At 73.3% G+C, this 15,009-nt stretch carries 16 protein-coding genes; 7 read left to right on the top strand and 9 right to left on the bottom strand.

The window, feature by feature from the left end:
* Positions 1–110: 110 nt before the first annotated feature.
* Positions 111–455: an iron-sulfur cluster insertion protein ErpA gene (erpA, locus tag D3273_RS05335; RefSeq protein ID WP_129224272.1), complete on the bottom strand. Its 345-nt coding sequence runs from the start codon at positions 453–455 to the stop codon at positions 111–113.
* A 209-nt stretch (positions 456–664) separates the two neighbouring features.
* Between erpA and D3273_RS05330 the strand changes: the two genes are divergently transcribed.
* The 3 genes from D3273_RS05330 to nagZ all read left to right on the top strand — a co-directional run bounded on the left by D3273_RS05330 (position 665) and on the right by nagZ (position 4,435).
* Positions 665–1,738, top strand: a complete 1,074-nt coding sequence (locus D3273_RS05330; protein ID WP_129224270.1) for a DALR anticodon-binding domain-containing protein — start codon at positions 665–667, stop codon at positions 1,736–1,738.
* Positions 1,739–1,859: 121 nt separating this feature from the next.
* Positions 1,860–3,422 (top strand): SPOR domain-containing protein, encoded by a 1,563-nt coding sequence (locus D3273_RS05325; protein ID WP_165359384.1) that lies wholly within the window; start codon positions 1,860–1,862, stop codon positions 3,420–3,422.
* Positions 3,419–4,435: a beta-N-acetylhexosaminidase gene (gene nagZ / locus D3273_RS05320; RefSeq protein ID WP_129224266.1), complete on the top strand. Its 1,017-nt coding sequence runs from the start codon at positions 3,419–3,421 to the stop codon at positions 4,433–4,435. The genes D3273_RS05325 and nagZ overlap by 4 nt, the downstream gene beginning before the upstream one ends.
* A gap of 3 nt (positions 4,436–4,438) precedes the next feature.
* On the opposite strand, the gene D3273_RS05315 is transcribed toward nagZ, so the two are convergent.
* Both D3273_RS05315 and D3273_RS05310 read right to left on the bottom strand, forming a co-directional pair.
* Positions 4,439–5,311: an EamA family transporter gene (locus D3273_RS05315; RefSeq protein ID WP_245501005.1), complete on the bottom strand. Its 873-nt coding sequence runs from the start codon at positions 5,309–5,311 to the stop codon at positions 4,439–4,441.
* Entirely contained in the window at positions 5,308–6,231 is a 924-nt protein-coding gene (locus tag D3273_RS05310; RefSeq protein ID WP_129224265.1) for an SMP-30/gluconolactonase/LRE family protein, read from the bottom strand. The genes D3273_RS05315 and D3273_RS05310 overlap by 4 nt, the downstream gene beginning before the upstream one ends.
* Before the next feature lie 279 nt (positions 6,232–6,510).
* Here D3273_RS05310 and D3273_RS05305 point away from each other — a divergent pair, with 279 nt between their 5' ends.
* The gene (locus D3273_RS05305; RefSeq protein WP_129224263.1) at positions 6,511–7,755 is read left to right on the top strand and encodes a hypothetical protein; all 1,245 of its coding nucleotides are present in this window, start codon (positions 6,511–6,513) and stop codon (positions 7,753–7,755) included.
* 214 nt (positions 7,756–7,969) lie between these two features.
* Positions 7,970–8,548: an SAM-dependent methyltransferase gene (locus tag D3273_RS05300; RefSeq protein ID WP_129224261.1), complete on the top strand. Its 579-nt coding sequence runs from the start codon at positions 7,970–7,972 to the stop codon at positions 8,546–8,548.
* Between the two features lie 38 nt (positions 8,549–8,586).
* Here D3273_RS05300 and D3273_RS05295 read toward each other — a convergent pair whose 3' ends face one another.
* Together D3273_RS05295 and D3273_RS05290 are read right to left on the bottom strand one after the other, a co-directional pair.
* The gene (locus D3273_RS05295) at positions 8,587–8,823 is read right to left on the bottom strand and encodes an Lrp/AsnC family transcriptional regulator (RefSeq protein WP_129224259.1); all 237 of its coding nucleotides are present in this window, start codon (positions 8,821–8,823) and stop codon (positions 8,587–8,589) included.
* A gap of 32 nt (positions 8,824–8,855) precedes the next feature.
* The gene (locus D3273_RS05290; protein WP_129224257.1) at positions 8,856–9,848 is read right to left on the bottom strand and encodes a hypothetical protein; all 993 of its coding nucleotides are present in this window, start codon (positions 9,846–9,848) and stop codon (positions 8,856–8,858) included.
* Between the two features lie 120 nt (positions 9,849–9,968).
* Between D3273_RS05290 and D3273_RS05285 the strand changes: the two genes are divergently transcribed.
* Both D3273_RS05285 and D3273_RS05280 read left to right on the top strand, forming a co-directional pair.
* Entirely contained in the window at positions 9,969–10,541 is a 573-nt protein-coding gene (locus D3273_RS05285; RefSeq protein WP_129224255.1) for a nitroreductase family protein, read from the top strand.
* Positions 10,542–10,632: 91 nt separating this feature from the next.
* A complete protein-coding gene (locus D3273_RS05280) occupies positions 10,633–11,829 on the top strand; it encodes a DUF2336 domain-containing protein (RefSeq protein WP_165359383.1) in 1,197 nt (398 codons plus the stop codon).
* A gap of 57 nt (positions 11,830–11,886) precedes the next feature.
* Here D3273_RS05280 and D3273_RS05275 read toward each other — a convergent pair whose 3' ends face one another.
* The 4 genes from D3273_RS05275 to D3273_RS05260 form a co-directional block, all read right to left on the bottom strand.
* On the bottom strand, positions 11,887–12,675 hold the full coding sequence (locus D3273_RS05275) for an NAD kinase (protein ID WP_129224251.1): 789 nt from the start codon (positions 12,673–12,675) through the stop codon (positions 11,887–11,889).
* 93 nt (positions 12,676–12,768) lie between these two features.
* Complete coding sequence (locus tag D3273_RS05270; RefSeq protein WP_129224249.1) at positions 12,769–13,146, bottom strand: hypothetical protein; 378 nt, start codon at positions 13,144–13,146, stop codon at positions 12,769–12,771.
* A gap of 74 nt (positions 13,147–13,220) precedes the next feature.
* Positions 13,221–13,850 (bottom strand): transglutaminase-like cysteine peptidase, encoded by a 630-nt coding sequence (locus D3273_RS05265; protein WP_129224247.1) that lies wholly within the window; start codon positions 13,848–13,850, stop codon positions 13,221–13,223.
* Positions 13,851–14,494: 644 nt separating this feature from the next.
* Positions 14,495–15,009 (bottom strand): DNA translocase FtsK (locus D3273_RS05260; RefSeq protein WP_165359382.1); only part of this gene is annotated, 515 nt, incomplete at its 5' end.

Genomic DNA, 15,009 nt, shown 5'->3' with positions numbered 1-15,009 from the left:
TTTCGAGCTCGACTGTAGTGTGGCGAAAGTTCGGTGAACATGTCCGAAGGGCGGGAACGCGCCGCCCCCCGCCTCGCCGCCGGGGACGCAGGCGGGCGCTTCCGCCGCCGTCAAAGGGCGAAGCTGGTGCCGCAGCCGCAGGACGCCGTGGCGTTGGGGTTGTGGATCTTGAACGACTGGCCGATCAGGTCGTCGACGAAATCGATCTCGGACCCGCGCATGTAGTCGACCGACATCGGGTCGATCAGCACCGTCGCACCGTCGCGCTGGAGGACGAGGTCGTCGGCGGCCACGTCGCGGACGATGGTGAAGGAATATTGGAACCCCGAGCAGCCTCCGCCGTCGACGGCGACGCGCAGGGCCGAGCCCGGCGCTTCGCCCGACAGGACGCGCTTCACGCGCGCCGCCGCCGAGGCCGACAGCGTGACGGGCGAAAGGGTGTCGTTGAGGCTCATGTCGGCTTTCCTTCTGCGCGGCCGCAGGACGCGGCACGGGCCCGGTCTTCCAGGATTTAAGCAGGGGGGACTATGCTCGCAATGGCCGCCGCCCCGCGCGGCGGATCGACCCGCCGCGAGGGTGACGTTCCGCCGCGCGGTGCCGGCGATGGCGGCGCGGGTTTCGCCGGTTCCGCCGCGGCCTAGCCACCATCGGAGACGCGTCGCGCTTGGACCTGTTCGACCGCTATCGCCGGCGCACCGAAGCGTCGCTGCGCCGGTGCATCGCCGACGGCGTGCTGCCTCCGGACCTCGATTTCGGGCGGTTCGCCGCGACGCCATCCCCGTCCGGCGCCGCGTTCGACGTCGTGGTCGACGCGGCCCTGGTCTACGCCCGGGACGCGGCCGCGCCCGCGGGCGACCCCGTCGCCCTCGCGCGGGCGATCGCGCTCGATCTGGCAACGGACCCCTGTTCCGCCTCGGTGGACGTGGCCGGGCCGGGGTTCGTCAACGTCACGCTGCGGCCGGCCGCCGTGCTGGACGCCGTCGCGTCGCTGCTGCGCGGATCCGGCGCCGGTGGCGGGCGGGGCGCCGCGGCCTCGGCCGAACTCCGTCCGGATCTGTCGCTCGGCGAGGCTCGCGCGCTCGTGACGGCGGAGCAGATCGCGGCGCTGTCCATCGCGGCCGGTCGGCCCGCTCGGCCGGACGGGCGAGGGCCGATCGTCGTCGGCCCGGTGACGCTGCGGCGTGAAGCCCGGCCGCCGGAGCGAACGACCGTCGGCGGCCCGTCCGCGCTCGCCGGCCTCGGCGCGGACGCGTTCCGCTTCGCCGTGGCGTCGCGCCGCCCCGCGACCTCGCTCCACCTCGACGCTGCCGCCTGGTCGGAGCGGTCGCGCGGCAACCCGGCCTTCAACGTGCCCTATGCCCACGCGCGGCTTCGCGGCGTGCTGCGCGCCGGTGCGGCGCTCGCGATCGAACCGTCGCCCCCTTCCGACGCGGACTTGTCCGCCCTGACGCATGCGGAGGACCTCGCCCTGGCGCGATCCGTGGTCCGGTATCCGCACGCGATCGCCGCCGCGGCGGCGGCGCAGGCCCCGCATCGCGTGGCCGCCTACCTGGGCGCCCTCGCCGATGCCATCCATTGTCGATGGAACAGAAGCAAAGATCAGCCACAATTACGCTTTGTTAATGAAGAAGAGAGAGTTTTATCCATAGCTCGGCTCGGATTGGTGACGGCCTCCACCCTCGTTCTGAAGTCCGGTCTCGGCATACTCGGCGTCACGGCTCCCGACGAGATGCTTTGACGGGCTCGCCCGTCTCCCGATGTACGGCTGTCCGCCGCCACCATCGCGGGGGACGGGACGCGGCGAGGCATGGTGGATCCATCTCCCGGGCCGCTGGGACTCTGTGAGGCGAGGTTGTTCGATGAGTGAAGCCGCGAGATCGCGCCGGGACGACACCCGCTACGAGCCTCAGATGGCTGCCCCGGGGCGCGACGCGTCGCAGGGCCACGCGGACCCGCTGGCCGAGCTCGCGCGGCTGGTCGGCCAGGACGACCCGTTCCGCAGCGTGTTCCGCCCGGCCTCGCCGGGGATGGCGGCCGAGCGCACGGCCGACGGCGAAGGGCCGCGCTACCTGCGCGATGCCCCTTATCCCGTCGGCGGGGAGCCGCACGGCACCGAAGCGACCCACGACGGTCACGAACACCACCACGACGACGGCCACGGCCACGCGGACCCGGCCTACGACGGGCACGCCTATGCGGACGGGTACCACCACGACCCCGCGCACGCCGATGCCGCCCACCACGGCCACGACGCCCACCACGGCCAACACGCCTACGACGACCGGGGCTACGACGACCGGGCCTACGCTGCCGAACACGAGGCGCATCACGACGATGCGGCCTATGCCGACGAGCGATACGCGACGGAGGCCGCCGCGGCGTCCACCCTGCCCGACATCTGGGCGCAGAGTGGCGACGGCGCCGAAGCCGGCGGGCCCTCGCTCGCCCATGGCGAGATCCGCGACGGCATCGGGGCCGACCGGCGCTCGTCGCCGCGGCGCCCCCTGGCGGTGCTGGCCGCCGTCCTGGTCCTGACCGGCGGCGGCCTCGCGGCGAGCTTCCTCGTGAAGGGGCCGTCCACGCCCGGCGCTGCGGCGGCGGGGTCGGGCCGCACCGCGCCGACCATCATGGCGGCCACGGGGCCCACCAAGGTGAAGGTCGAGGGCGCCAACGCGACGGCGCCGGAGGACCAGGACGCGGCGTTGCTGAACAAGAACGGCAACGTGTCGTCCGGGCCGGTGAAGATCGTGTCGAGCCAGGAGCAGCCGGTCGACCTCGGCCAGTTGCCCAGGACCTCCGACCTCGCCGACGGCGCCCGGCCGCTGCCGGCGCCCACGCCGAGCCCCTTCCCGGAGCCCAAGAAGGTGAAGACCTTCGTGGTCCACCCGGACGGCACCATGCTGTCCGCCGACGGCGCGCCGTCGAGCACGGCCGGCGGGGTCGCGGCCGCCCCCGACGGCTCCGGCTCTGCGCTCCCCGCCACGCCCAAGACCGCGTCGAACGGCGGCACCACGCCGAGGAGTGCCGCCCCGGCGGACGCCATCGCGGCCTTGACCGCCTTGCCCACCGACGCCGCGGGTGCCGCGCCGGCGCGGCCGGCGCGCCAGCCCGCGTCGCCCGGCGCCAAGCTCGCGTCGGCCAAGCCCAACGACACCGCCGACGCGCCCACGGCCTCGGCCGGCGGCTATGGCGTGCAACTGGCGTCCTCGCCGGTCGAGGCCGACGCCAACGCGGCTTTCGCCAAGCTGAAGAAGAGGTTCCCGACCCAGCTCGGCGCGCTGACCGCTTCGGTCCACAAGGCCGAGACCGGCGACAAGCCCGTGTACCGGGTCCGCGTCGGCAGCATGAGCCAGGACGACGCCAAGGCGCTCTGCGCCCAGCTGCAGGGCGCGGGCGGCTCCTGCTTCGTGGTGCACAACTGAGCCCGCGCGCCTTCGTCTGCGGCTGCGCCGGCCCGGCGCTCGACGCCGACGAACGGGACTTCCTGGTCGCGACGCGACCCTGGGGCCTCATTCTGTTCCGGCGCAACGTGGAGTCGCCCGGGCAGCTCCTCGCCCTGGCGTCGGCGTTCCGCGACATCGTCGGCCGCGCCGACGCCCCCGTGCTGGTCGACCAGGAGGGGGGCCGCGTGCAGCGCCTCGGGCCGCCGCACTGGCAGCGCCACCCGGCCGCGGCGCGCTACGCCGACATGCACGCCCTCGAGCCCGACCGCGCGCTGGCGATGGCGCGGCTCGGCGGCGAGCTGACGGGGCGGGACCTGTCCGGGAGCGGCATCACGGTGGATTGCGCGCCGGTGCTCGACCTGCCGGTCGACGGCGCGAGCTCGGTGATCGGCGACCGCGCCTTCGGCCGCGACCCCGAAACGGTCGCGGCCCTGGCCGGCGCCTGGGCGGAGGGCCTGATGGCCGGCGGCGCCCTGCCGGTGGTGAAGCACATGCCGGGCCACGGCCGCGCCGAGGTCGACAGCCACCTCGACCTGCCCGTGGTGGCGGCGGGCCGCGACGCGCTCGCCCGCGATTTCGCGCCGTTCCGCGCCCTCAACCGCCTGCCCATGGCGATGACGGCCCACATCGTCTACCGCGCCCTCGATCCCGAGCGGCCCGTCACGACATCGAAGCGCGCCATCGACGCGGTGATCCGGGGCGAGATCGGCTTCGACGGCCTGCTGCTGTCGGACGACCTGTCCATGGAAGCCCTGGAGGGCACGCTCGGCGAGCGCGCCGCCGCCGCCTCGGCCGCGGGCTGCGACATCCTGCTCCACTGCAACGGCAACCTGGCCGAAGCGCGGGCCGTGGCCGACGCCGCGCCGATCCTCGACGGACGCGCGGCCGAGCGCGCCGCCGTGGCCCTGGGGAGGCTCACGATGCCGCCGGACCGCGACCTCGGCCCCGAGCGCGCCGCCTTCGCGGCCGCCTTCGCGGCTCCGGCGGCCTGAGCCTCAGGCCTCCTGCCGGCCGGCCGTCGAGGCGCTTCCGACCGAGGCCAGGACCACGCCGGCGATGCCGGCCCACTGCGCGAGCGTCAGCGCTTCGCCGAGGACCACGAGGCCGGCCAGCGCCGCCACGGCGGGCTCGACGCTGAGCAGGATGCCGAAGGTCTGCCTCGGCAGGCGCCGCAGCGCGTACATTTCCAGCGAGAACGGCAGGGCGCTCGACAGCAGCGCCACGCCGAGGCCGAGCGGCAGGAGCGCGGGGTCGAGCAGGGCCGCGCCGGCCCGGGCGATGCCGAACGGCGCCACGACGAGGGCCGCCACGGCGGTGCCGAGCGCCACCGCGTCGGGCCCGCGCACGCGCCCGGCCCTTTGGCCGAAGACGATGTAGAGCGCCCAGGCGACGGCCGCCCCGGCCGCATAGGCGAGGCCGACGGGATCGAGGGGGGCGGATCGCGCCCCGACGGGGAGGAGCTGGCTCAGGCCGAGCAGTGCGAGGCCGACCCACAGAGCGTCGAGTGGCCGCCGCGACGACAGGGTGGCGACGGTCAAAGGCCCCGCGAACTCGATCGCGACAGCGATGCCGAAGGGGATGGTGCGCAGCGCCATGTAGAACAGCAGGTTCAGCACGCCGACCGCGACCCCGTAGAGCGCCAGCGCACCGGCATGCCGCGCCGTGATCCGCCTCCGCCACGGGCGCCAGGCCGCCAGCAGCAGCACCGCCGAGAAGCCGACCCGCATCGTCGTGGTGCCTTCGGCGCCCACCAAGGGGAAGAGCTGCTTGGCGAAGGACGTGCCGAAGCACATCGACACGATGCCGGCCACCACCGCGGCGGCGGGCCGGAGCGCGGACCCGGCCGGGGCGGATGTCGCGGTGGTCACGTGTCCGGCCAGGTGGCCGCCTGCGCGTTGACGAAGATGGCGTAGAGCGACGTCGTCCCGCAGATGTAGAGGCGGTTGCGCTTGCGCCCGCCGAAGCACAGGTTGGCCACCACTTCCGGCACCCGCACCTTGCCGAGCAGCGTCCCGTCCGGCGCGTAGCAGTGGACCCCGTCGGCCGCCGACGTCCAAACGTTGCCGGCGCGGTCGCAGCGGAAGCCGTCGAACAGGCCCTCGTCCAGGCTCGCGAAGATCCTGCCCCCGTCGAGCGTTTGCCCGTCCGCGCCGACGCGGAACACGCGGATGTGGCGCGGGCCGTCCTCGCTGTGGGTGGCGCCGGTGTCGGCGATGTAGAGCAGCCGCTCGTCGGGCGAGAAGCACAGGCCGTTCGGCTTGTGGAAGTCCGTCGCCACCGCCTGGACGCGGCCGTCGCGCGGGTCGATGCGATACACGTGGCTGCCGTCCGTCTCCGACAGGGCGGCGCCCCCCTCGTATTCGCTGTCGATCCCGTAGGTGGGATCGCTGAACCACACCGAATCGTCGGACTTCACCACCACGTCGTTGGGCGAGTTCAGGCGCTTGCCGTCGACGTGCGACGCCAGGATCGTCGTCGAGCCGTCGTGCTCGATGCGGGACACGCAGCGCCCCTCGTGTTCGCAGGACACGAGCCGGCCCTGCCGGTCGACGGTGTGGCCGTTGTGGTGGCGGGCCGGCTGCAGGAAGGTCGACACGGAGCCGTCGGTCTCGTCGAGGCGCATCACCCGGTCGTTGGGGATGTCGGACCAGACGAGATAGCGGCCGGCCGGGAAGTAGGCGGGCCCTTCCGTCCACCGGCCGCCGGTCCACAGCTTCTCCAGATGCACGTTGCCGAACACCAGGCCCTTGAAGCGCGCGTCGTGGATCTCGAGGCTTTCGGTGTACATGGCTCCCCCCTTGAGCGGATTCGCGCGGTCGATGGCGACGCCGCCCGACCTCGCAGAGATGGAGGCGGGCCCCCAGGGCCGGCCGCGGCTGCGCGCCCCTTCGGGCATCGCGATTTTCGCGTGAATAAGGCCCCGCCGCGTTCCTGGCGCAAGCGAAATGTCGGACGAAGGCGCGCGTCCCGTTTCGGCACAGCGCGTGGCCGGGCGGGGTTGACGCTCCCTTCACCCTTGGCGGGCCAGGGTGGTTACCGAAACATCACCACCGGAGCCGAGACAGCGATGGACGACGCCGCTTCTGCAGGAGGAACGGCCGGCGACGGCGCGGCGCCCCGCATCTCGCTCGGCAAGGGCCGCGCCCTGGTGGCGGTGCCGGCCGCGCGCCGTGCGGATTTCGCGTCCGGGCTCGGCCGCTCGCACGGCGTCGTGGCGGCGACGGTGGCGGTGGTGATGGGCGTCGGCTTCGTGGCCGGGACCGCCGTGTTCGCGTCGAAGCCGCAGGCCGTCGCCGTGGCCCGGGCCGTGCCGCCGGCCGACACCACCATGGACGTGCTTTACCGCGTGCAGGGCGAGGTGCGGTCGCTGAAGGCCAGCCTCGACGGGCTGCGCGCATCGGCCGAGGACGGGCGCCAGGCCGACACGATCCGTGGCCTGAAGAAGAGCGTCGACGTCCTGAAGCAGGACATCGAGGGCGCCAAGGCCGCTTCGGCGGGCGCCGTGGGCCAGCTCGGCGCCAAGATCGACAAGCTCGACCGGGACCCCGGGCCGAAGCTGAACGAGATCGCCGCGCGGCTCGACAAGCTCGACCACGATCCGTCGCCGAAGCTCGCCGAGATTTCGGCCCGCCTCGACCGGATGGATCGCGAGCCCGACGCCAAGATCGCCCAGGTGGCGGCCCAGCTCGCGACGCGCCTCGACCGGATCGAGCGGCAGGTGGCCTCGCCCGACGCGACGGCCTCGATCCCGCCCCAGGGTGCCGCCGCGCCGCAGGCCAAGGCGCCCCCGCCCGCGCAGCACGCCGCCGCCCCTGTGGTCGCCGAGCCGCCGCCGCGGCCCGAGGCCGCTTCGGCCGTGCCGCCGGCGCGGCCGGATGCCGCCAAGGCTGCGCCTGCACCTCGGCCCGAGGTCGCCTCCGCCGTGCCGCCGGTGCGGCCGGATCCCGCCAAGGCTGCGCCCGCGCCGCGCGCCGAGGTCGCCGCGGCCGTACCGCCGGCGCGGCCCGAGAGCGCGAAGGTCGAGCCGTCGAAGCCGGACGCCGCCAGGCCCGAGCTGGTCGCCCGGGTCGATGCCGGGCGGCAACCCCGCCCGCAGGACGTGCCGCCCAAGCCCGCGACGGTCGATGGATGGCTCCTGCGCGACGTCTACGGTGGCGTGGCCCTCGTCGAGGGCCGGGCCGGTGGCCTGCGCGAGGTCGCGCCCGGCGAGTACGTGCCCGGCGTCGGCGAGATCCGCTCGATCGAGCGGCGCGGGCGGGGCTGGGTCGTGGTGACGAGCCGCGGCATCATCCAGGCCGACAACCGCTGGTGACCCTTTGCGGCGGAACTCCCGCCGCGTCCAATTCCACAGAACGGCTCCCGGGGGCGACCCGCGGGGGCCGTATGCATTCAGCCGCCTTCTGGAGTAGACCCATGGACATCATCATCGGCACCGTCGAAGCCTTCGTTCTGGCCGGCGTGCTCGGCGTCGCCAGCCTCGCCACCGCGGGCGTGCTTCACATTGGGTGAGACGGACGGGAAACGGAATGCGGCGGGACACGCTGGGGCGCGACCATTTCGAAGCCCTCTACGCGGCGCGGCCGGACCCGTGGCGCCTCGCCACCAGCGGCTACGAACGCGCCAAGCACGCCGCCACCCTGGCGGCGCTGCCGCGGCCCCGCTACCCGCGCGGGTTCGAGGTGGGATGCGCGCTCGGCACCCTGACCACCGAGCTCGGCCGCCGCTGCGGCGATCTCCTCGCCGTGGAGCCGGTGGCGGCGGCGTTGGCCGCCGCGGCGGCGCGGGCGGCCGATCAGCCCCACATCCGCTTCGCGTCCATGTTCGTGCCGGGCGACTGGCCGTCGGGCGTCTTCGACCTCGTCGTGCTGTCCGAAGTCCTCGATTACCTCGGGGCCGAGGACGTGGTCCTGCTGGCGGGTCGGGTCGTCGGCTCCCTGGAACGCGGGGGCGACGTCGTGATGGTGCACTGGATCGGTAAGAAGCGGGGGCCGCCGTCGGGCGACGAGGCGTCCGACCGGTTCCGCGCCGCGGCCGGCGGTGCCCTGGACGTGCTGCGCGCCGAGCGCAACGCGGACTACCGGCTCGACGTGCTGCGGAAGGTTTGACGCGCGACGGATGAGGACGGGCCGTCCGACCGCTGGCTTCAGAACGCCTTGAAGGTGATCACGGTGCGGGTGTCGACGATGCCGGGGATGGGGTGCACCCTGTCGCCGACGAAGTGGCCGATGTCGGTCTCCGTCGGCACGTAGAACTTCGCGAGGATGTCGTAGTCGCCCGCGATGGAATAGATCTCCGAAGCGATCTCGGCTTCGGCGAGCGCGCTCGCCACCGCATAGGTCCGGCCGAGGGCGCATTTGATCTGGACGAAGAAGCACTGCATGGCCGGGATCCTGGTCGAGCCCGCGCGGCCCGTCAATGCGCCGTCACTTCAACGTCGCTGTCGCGCGCGGACTGGACCTTGAACTCCGATTGGTAGGTCTTGCCGGCATGCCGCGCGATCGCGACGTAGTCGCCCTCCGCCAGCACCAGCGACGGGAAGGCGCCGATCAGCTCGCGGATGACGTCGCCGCCGGGTGTCAGCACCGTGAAGGAGGTGTTGGCCAGCGCTTCGCCGCCCGGCGTGTTGACGAGCTTCAGGGTCAGCATCGCGGCGCGGTGCTTGACGGTGGCGAGCAGGAGCTTGCCGGCCTGCACCCGCAGGTCGGCCGCCACGGTGGAATTGGTGTTCGACACGGGCGTCAGCGAGCCGACCCCTTCGGTGTCGAGGTAGGTCGACACGATGTGGTAGCTGCCTTCGGGCAGGCAGATCACCTGGGCGGGCTTGGCCCCGGCGACGACGAGCTTGGCTTCCGGGTTGTTGTGGTCCGGCACGTAGATGGCGATGGACAGCTTGTCGGCCGGGATGGCGGCATCGCCCAGGGTGCCGTCGACCTCGATGGCGCCGGCGTTGAGGTTGAACCGCTCGCTGGACGCGCGGCCCGCGATGTCGACGCGCTTCATGGTGCCGGCGTAGCCGTAGGTGGCGTGGACGATGTAGCGGCCGTCCGGCAGGTCGAAGGTCGGCTGTGCGTCCCCCGATTCGGCCACGAGCCGGCGGGTCCCGTCGGGCTGCGCCGCGTCGGCGAAGACGCGCCACCGCAGGCCCCCCCGCACCAGCGGCGGATCGGCCGTCAGCGTGGCGGACAGGTGGAGGGTGCCGCGGCCGGTCTGCGGCGCGTCCGCCGCGCCGCCGGCGGGGCCGGGCACGGCGGGCTGCACCTGCGGGGCCGGCTGGCCGCCGGGCGCCACCTGGGCGGGCAGGGGCGGGCGCGCCGGCACCGGCTGGACCTGTTGGGCCCCGGCCGGCGTCGCCGCGGCGAGGAAGAGCAGGGCGGCGAGGCGGGCCGACGGGCGATTGCGGATCATGGGAGCCGGAAGCAGGGGAACGGTGCCGTGTCGCGATGCGGCACGATTCTGCCCGCATCAAGGCGCCGCTCCCGTGCCCGCGCCTTGATGGCGCCCGGACGCCGTGCTTTGCCCTTCCCCATGACCGACACCGATCCCACCATCGCGCTGCTGCGCCGCCGCCGTTCCGTGCCGCCCATGACCATGGCGGGGCCCGGCCCCACCGCCGACGAGATGGACACGATCCTGTCCCTCGCGGCGCGGGTGCCGGACCACGGCAAGCTCGCCCCCTGGCGCTTCATCGTCTTCGAGGGCGAAGCCCGGGCCCGCGCCGGCGCCCTGATCGCGGCCGTCTACGCGGCCGACAACCCGGGGGCGCCGGCGAACCGGATCGAACTCGAAACCCGGCGCCTCCAGCATGCCCCGGCCGTGGTGGCGGTGGTGTCGCGCGCGGCGCCCCACGTGAAGATCCCGGAATGGGAGCAGTTGATGTCGGCTGGGGCGGCCTCGATGAACCTCGTCGTCGCCGCCAACGCCCTGGGCTTCGCCACCGCGTGGCTCACGGAATGGTACAACTACGACGCGCGCGTGGCGGAAGCCTTCGGCCTGGCGCCGCACGAGAAGCTGGCGGGCTTCGTCCACATCGGCCGGCCCACCGTCGCGGTCGAGGATCGTGTCCGCCCGGTGATGGCCGACATCGTGTCCCGCTTCTGACGAGGGACCCCGCGGGGCGCGGCTTAACCCGCCCTTTACCATGAAAAGCGGATCTTCGCGGCGTGCCGGACCGATGCGCCGCGGAGATCCCATGCTGAGCCGTCAGTTTCTGTCCTGGGCCGAGCACGCGTCCGCCGGGGAGCGCGCCGAGGCGGCGGGCAACCTCGCCCGCGCCTGCCTCTACGCGGAGCTCGACCCGATCGAGCGGGGCGAGATGGAGCGCACGATGACGTGCCTCCTCGACGACGCGTCGCCGTTGGTCCGCCGCGCCCTCGCCGAAGCCCTCGCGGGCGCCGCCGACGCCCCGCACCACCTCGTGTCGGCCCTGGCCAACGACCAGGCCGACATCGCCGCCCTCGTGCTGGCCCGGTCCCCCCGCCTCGATGACGCCGAGCTGATCGACGCCGCGGCGCTGGGGGAAAGCCCGGCCCAGTGCGCCATCGCGGCCCGGCCCGGCCTGTCGGCGGCCGTGGCGGGGGCGCTGGCCGAGGTCGGGACCGTGGAGGCCGTGCTGGTCCTGTGCCGAAACCACGCCGCGGCGCTCGCCGATATTTCGAGCCGTCGCATCCTGGAACGGTTCGGACGCGACGGCGAGGTGCGCGAAACGCTCGGCGCCCGTCCCGACCTCGGCGCCGCGCTGCGCCACGAACTCGTCGTCGCCACCGCGGACGCGCTCCGCGATTTCGTCACGGCCTGCGGCTGGGTGGCGCCCGCCCGCGCGCGCCGCGTCGCCGCCGACGAGACCGACCGCGCCGCCCTGCGCCTCGCGGGGCAGGACACCGACGACCGCGACCGGCTGCGCTTCGCCGCCTACCTGCGCGGCGCCGGCCGCCTGACGCCCGCCCTGGTCATCAGGGCGCTCCTGAGCGGGCAGGTGGAGCTGTTCGAGGCCGCGCTGGCCGAACTGTCCGGCCAGAAGCTGAACCGCGTGTCGGGCCTCGTGCGCCGCCACCAGGGCCTGGCCTTCGCGGCGCTGGTCCGCTCCGCGGGTTTCTCCGACGACCTCCTGCCCGTGCTCCGCACCGCGCTCGACGCCCGGCCCCCCGCCGGGGCGCAGCCCCCGGCGATGCTGCGCCGCGACGTGGTGGGGCGCGTGCTGGCCCGCTGCGGCCTCGAGGGGGACACGACCGTCGCCGGGCTCACCGCCCTCCTGCGCCGTTTCGAGTCCGAAGCCGCGCGCGACGAATGCCGCCGCGGCGGCGAAGGGGAGCGCGCCGCGCCCGCGGAGCGCCGCGTGGAGCCGCGGTTCCACGCCGCATCGGCGTCCTTCGTCGCCCTCGCGGCCTGATCCGCGCCGGCCCGCCGTTCCTCGCCGGGAGGGCGAGCGGCAGGGCGCGGTGCCCGGTCAGCCGAACTGTTCGCGAAGGATCCGTTCGTCCAGCGAATGGCCCGGGTCGTGCAGCAGCACGAGCCCCGTCTCGTGGTCCATGCCGATCTCGATCGTGGCGACGTCCTTGATCTCCTGGTGGTCGGCCGTGGCGGCGACGGGCCGCTTGTCGGCTTCCAACACTTCAACGGTGACGCGCGCCTCGTCGGACAGCAGGGCGCCGCGCCAGCGGCGGGGCCGAAAGGCCGAGATCGGCGTCAGCGCCATCAGGGCGGCGTCGAGCGGGAGGATCGGGCCGTTGGCCGACAGGTTGTAAGCCGTCGAGCCGGCCGGCGTCGCCACCAGGAGGCCGTCGGCGACGAGTTCGCTGAGCCGCTCGCGGCCGTCGATCGAGATCCGCACCTTGGCGACCTGGGAGGACTGGCGGAGCAGCGACACCTCGTTGATGGCCCGCGCGGTCGACACGCGGCCGGCGCGGTCCGTCGCCGTCATGACGAGCGGGTGGACCATGGAGCGCGCCGCCGCGGCCAGCCGTTCGTGGAGGCCGTCCTCGACGTATTCGTTCATCAGAAAGCCGACGGATCCCCGGTTCATGCCGTAGATGGGTTTCCCCGACCCCATGAAACGGTGCAGCGCCTGCAGCATCAGGCCGTCGCCGCCGAGCGCCACCACGACGTCGGCGCGGTCGGGGTCGACGTTGCCGTAGGTCGCCGTCAGGCGGGCGAGCGCGGCCGTGGCGTCGGGTGTGCCGGACGACAGGAAGGCGATGGCCTCGTGGCGATGCGGCTCGCCCTGCGCCCGATCCATGTCGACTCCGTCACCCGCGCCATCCCGTCGACGGCGGCGGGACACTAGATGTTTCCGGGTGCGGGTGAAATCCTCCCGCGTGGTCCGCCGCGGTCAGCGTGCGGTGAAGACGCCGGGGATGAGGGCGTCGCGGTCCTGGGCCAGGGCGCCGCACAGCCGGCTCCCCTGGGTGTCGCGGGCGCGGCGGCGGTAGTCGGCGTCGAAGGCGGCGCGGCGTTCGCCGAACGGCATGATGTCGACCGGGCGGATGCCGTTGCGTTCGGCGTAGGCGAAGAGCCTGCCGTAATCGACGTTGAACTGCCGGCAATCCGACTCGATCAGCACGACGTCGGCCAGCACCTGCAGGGGGTCGTCGGCTTCGGCGACGGGGCGGGGCTGCCCCGCCGAGGCCGAGGGCTGCCACAGCGCCACGGCGCCGGCCGCCGTGAGCGCCGAAACGGCCAGGCCGAAGCGGTTGAGGGTCGCGGGCATCGAAACGGTCCGGGGCGAGCTGTCGGGGGATCACGGAAGCGGGTGCGGCTCGGGCGGCGCCCAAGCCCCCGGCCTCACTTGGCGGTGAACTGCGGGCCGGACGAGGGCGTGCCGATCGATTGCCACAGGTTCGGGTCGGTCTGCGACTGGCGCTTGATGAACTTGTAGCCGGTGTCGGCCCAGGCCATGACGCGATCGTTCAGGTTGTCGAGCACGAACTCGCCGCGGCTCGTCTTCACGGTGAGGATCGCGTGGCCCTCGCCTTCGAGGTCCTTGACCACGGTGATGAGGAGGGCCTGACGGGGGTAGCCCTGGTGGATCAGGATCTTGCGCTTCAGGAGCGCGTAGTCCTCGCAATCGCCCTTGCCGTCGACGGGGTAGTCCCACCGGTCCACGACGCCCCAATGGTCCATGTCGGTCACGGGCGTGACCGCGGCGTTCACCTGGCGGTCGATGCGCTCGATGTCCTTCAGCGCCGCCGGGGTCAGGTCGATGTCGACCGGGTCCATCGGCTGGACGTCGCATTCGCTGCCGTACCGGTTGCAGAAGTCGACCCAGCCGAAGGGGACGCTGGTGCGCTCGCCCACGGCCGCATAGGTGGCGCGGGGCAGGGTGGGGGCGGCGGATGCGGCTTCGCCCACGGCGAGGAGGCCAGCCACCACCGCACCCGCCAGGACCGCCGCTCTGCTCCACTCGATCGCCATGATGCCCTCACGTCTCGCTGTGGGGTCATCATGGATCCGGCGCGTCGCAGTCGATTGAAGTAAAACTCTCGCGTTTTACGCGCTCAGCTTCATCTTTCTTGCGGTCATATCAATGGTGTTCGAGGCGTAAATCTCAACAGCGGCGTTTGAAGCGAATGCGGCCTTCCTCGTGGGTGCGGGTGATCTTCAAACCCTGTTGACCAATCTTGATAACCTGCGCCGAAACGGAAACGCGATGGAAACCATGGGACGCCCGCGACGGGGTTAACGGGGCCGCGCGCCGCCCGAACTTTCTGTAACGCATGGGGCGGCGCGGGGGCGGCGCGCCGCGCCGCCGCCATGGTTCCCGCGCCCCGGCGGCACGGGAGCCGGGACGAGCACGAGGACGGTCCGGGACCGCTCCGGTGCCGCGGGCTGGACGCGCCGAACGGGGTCGGGCGGCGGCGGCCGGGCACACGTCGGGAATGTTCGGTCGCGGGAGTTCCGGCGGACGGGCCAGCCCGGGATCCGGTTTCGCACCGGGGCATCCCTCGATCGCATCGACCAGGGCTTTCGAATCGCGAAGGGCGGGAGGTCGCCCTCCCGCCCTTCGCGATGTGGGGCGGCGGCCCCGGGCCCGCCGCCGTCGATGCCGTGCGGCGGGGCTACTCGTCCCCGTCGCGTTCCGTGTAGCGGAGGTCGCGGCTGTAGACGAGGATCTCGCGCTTGCCGGCGTTGTTGGCCTGCCCGACGATGCCTTCGCGCTCCATCTTCTCCACCAGCGACGCCGCCTTGTTGTAGCCGACTGCCAAGCGGCGCTGGATGTAGGAGGTCGAGCACTTCTTGTCGCGCAGCACCACCTTCACGGCCTGGTCGTAGAGGTCGGAATCGTCGTCGCCGCCCGCCGCCGCCATGGCGGACTTGTCGAACACGGGCTTGTCGTCGGCGGCGTCGGCCTTGTCGTCGGCGCCCTCCTCGGCCACCACCACGTCGAGATAGGCCGGGTGGCCCTGCATCTTCAGGTGCGCCACCACCTTCTCGACCTCGGCATCGGACACGAAGGGGCCGTGCACGCGGGAGATGCGGCCGCCGCCCGCCATGTGGAGCATGTCGCCCTGGCCGAGCAGCTGCTCGGCGCCCTGCTCGCCCAGGATGGTGCGCGAGTCGATCTTGCTGGTCA

This window comes from Lichenibacterium minor (assembly GCF_004137685.1).
Taxonomy (GTDB): Bacteria; Pseudomonadota; Alphaproteobacteria; order Rhizobiales; family Beijerinckiaceae; genus Lichenihabitans; species Lichenihabitans minor.
This window is presented reverse-complemented; position numbering and strand designations above follow the sequence as displayed.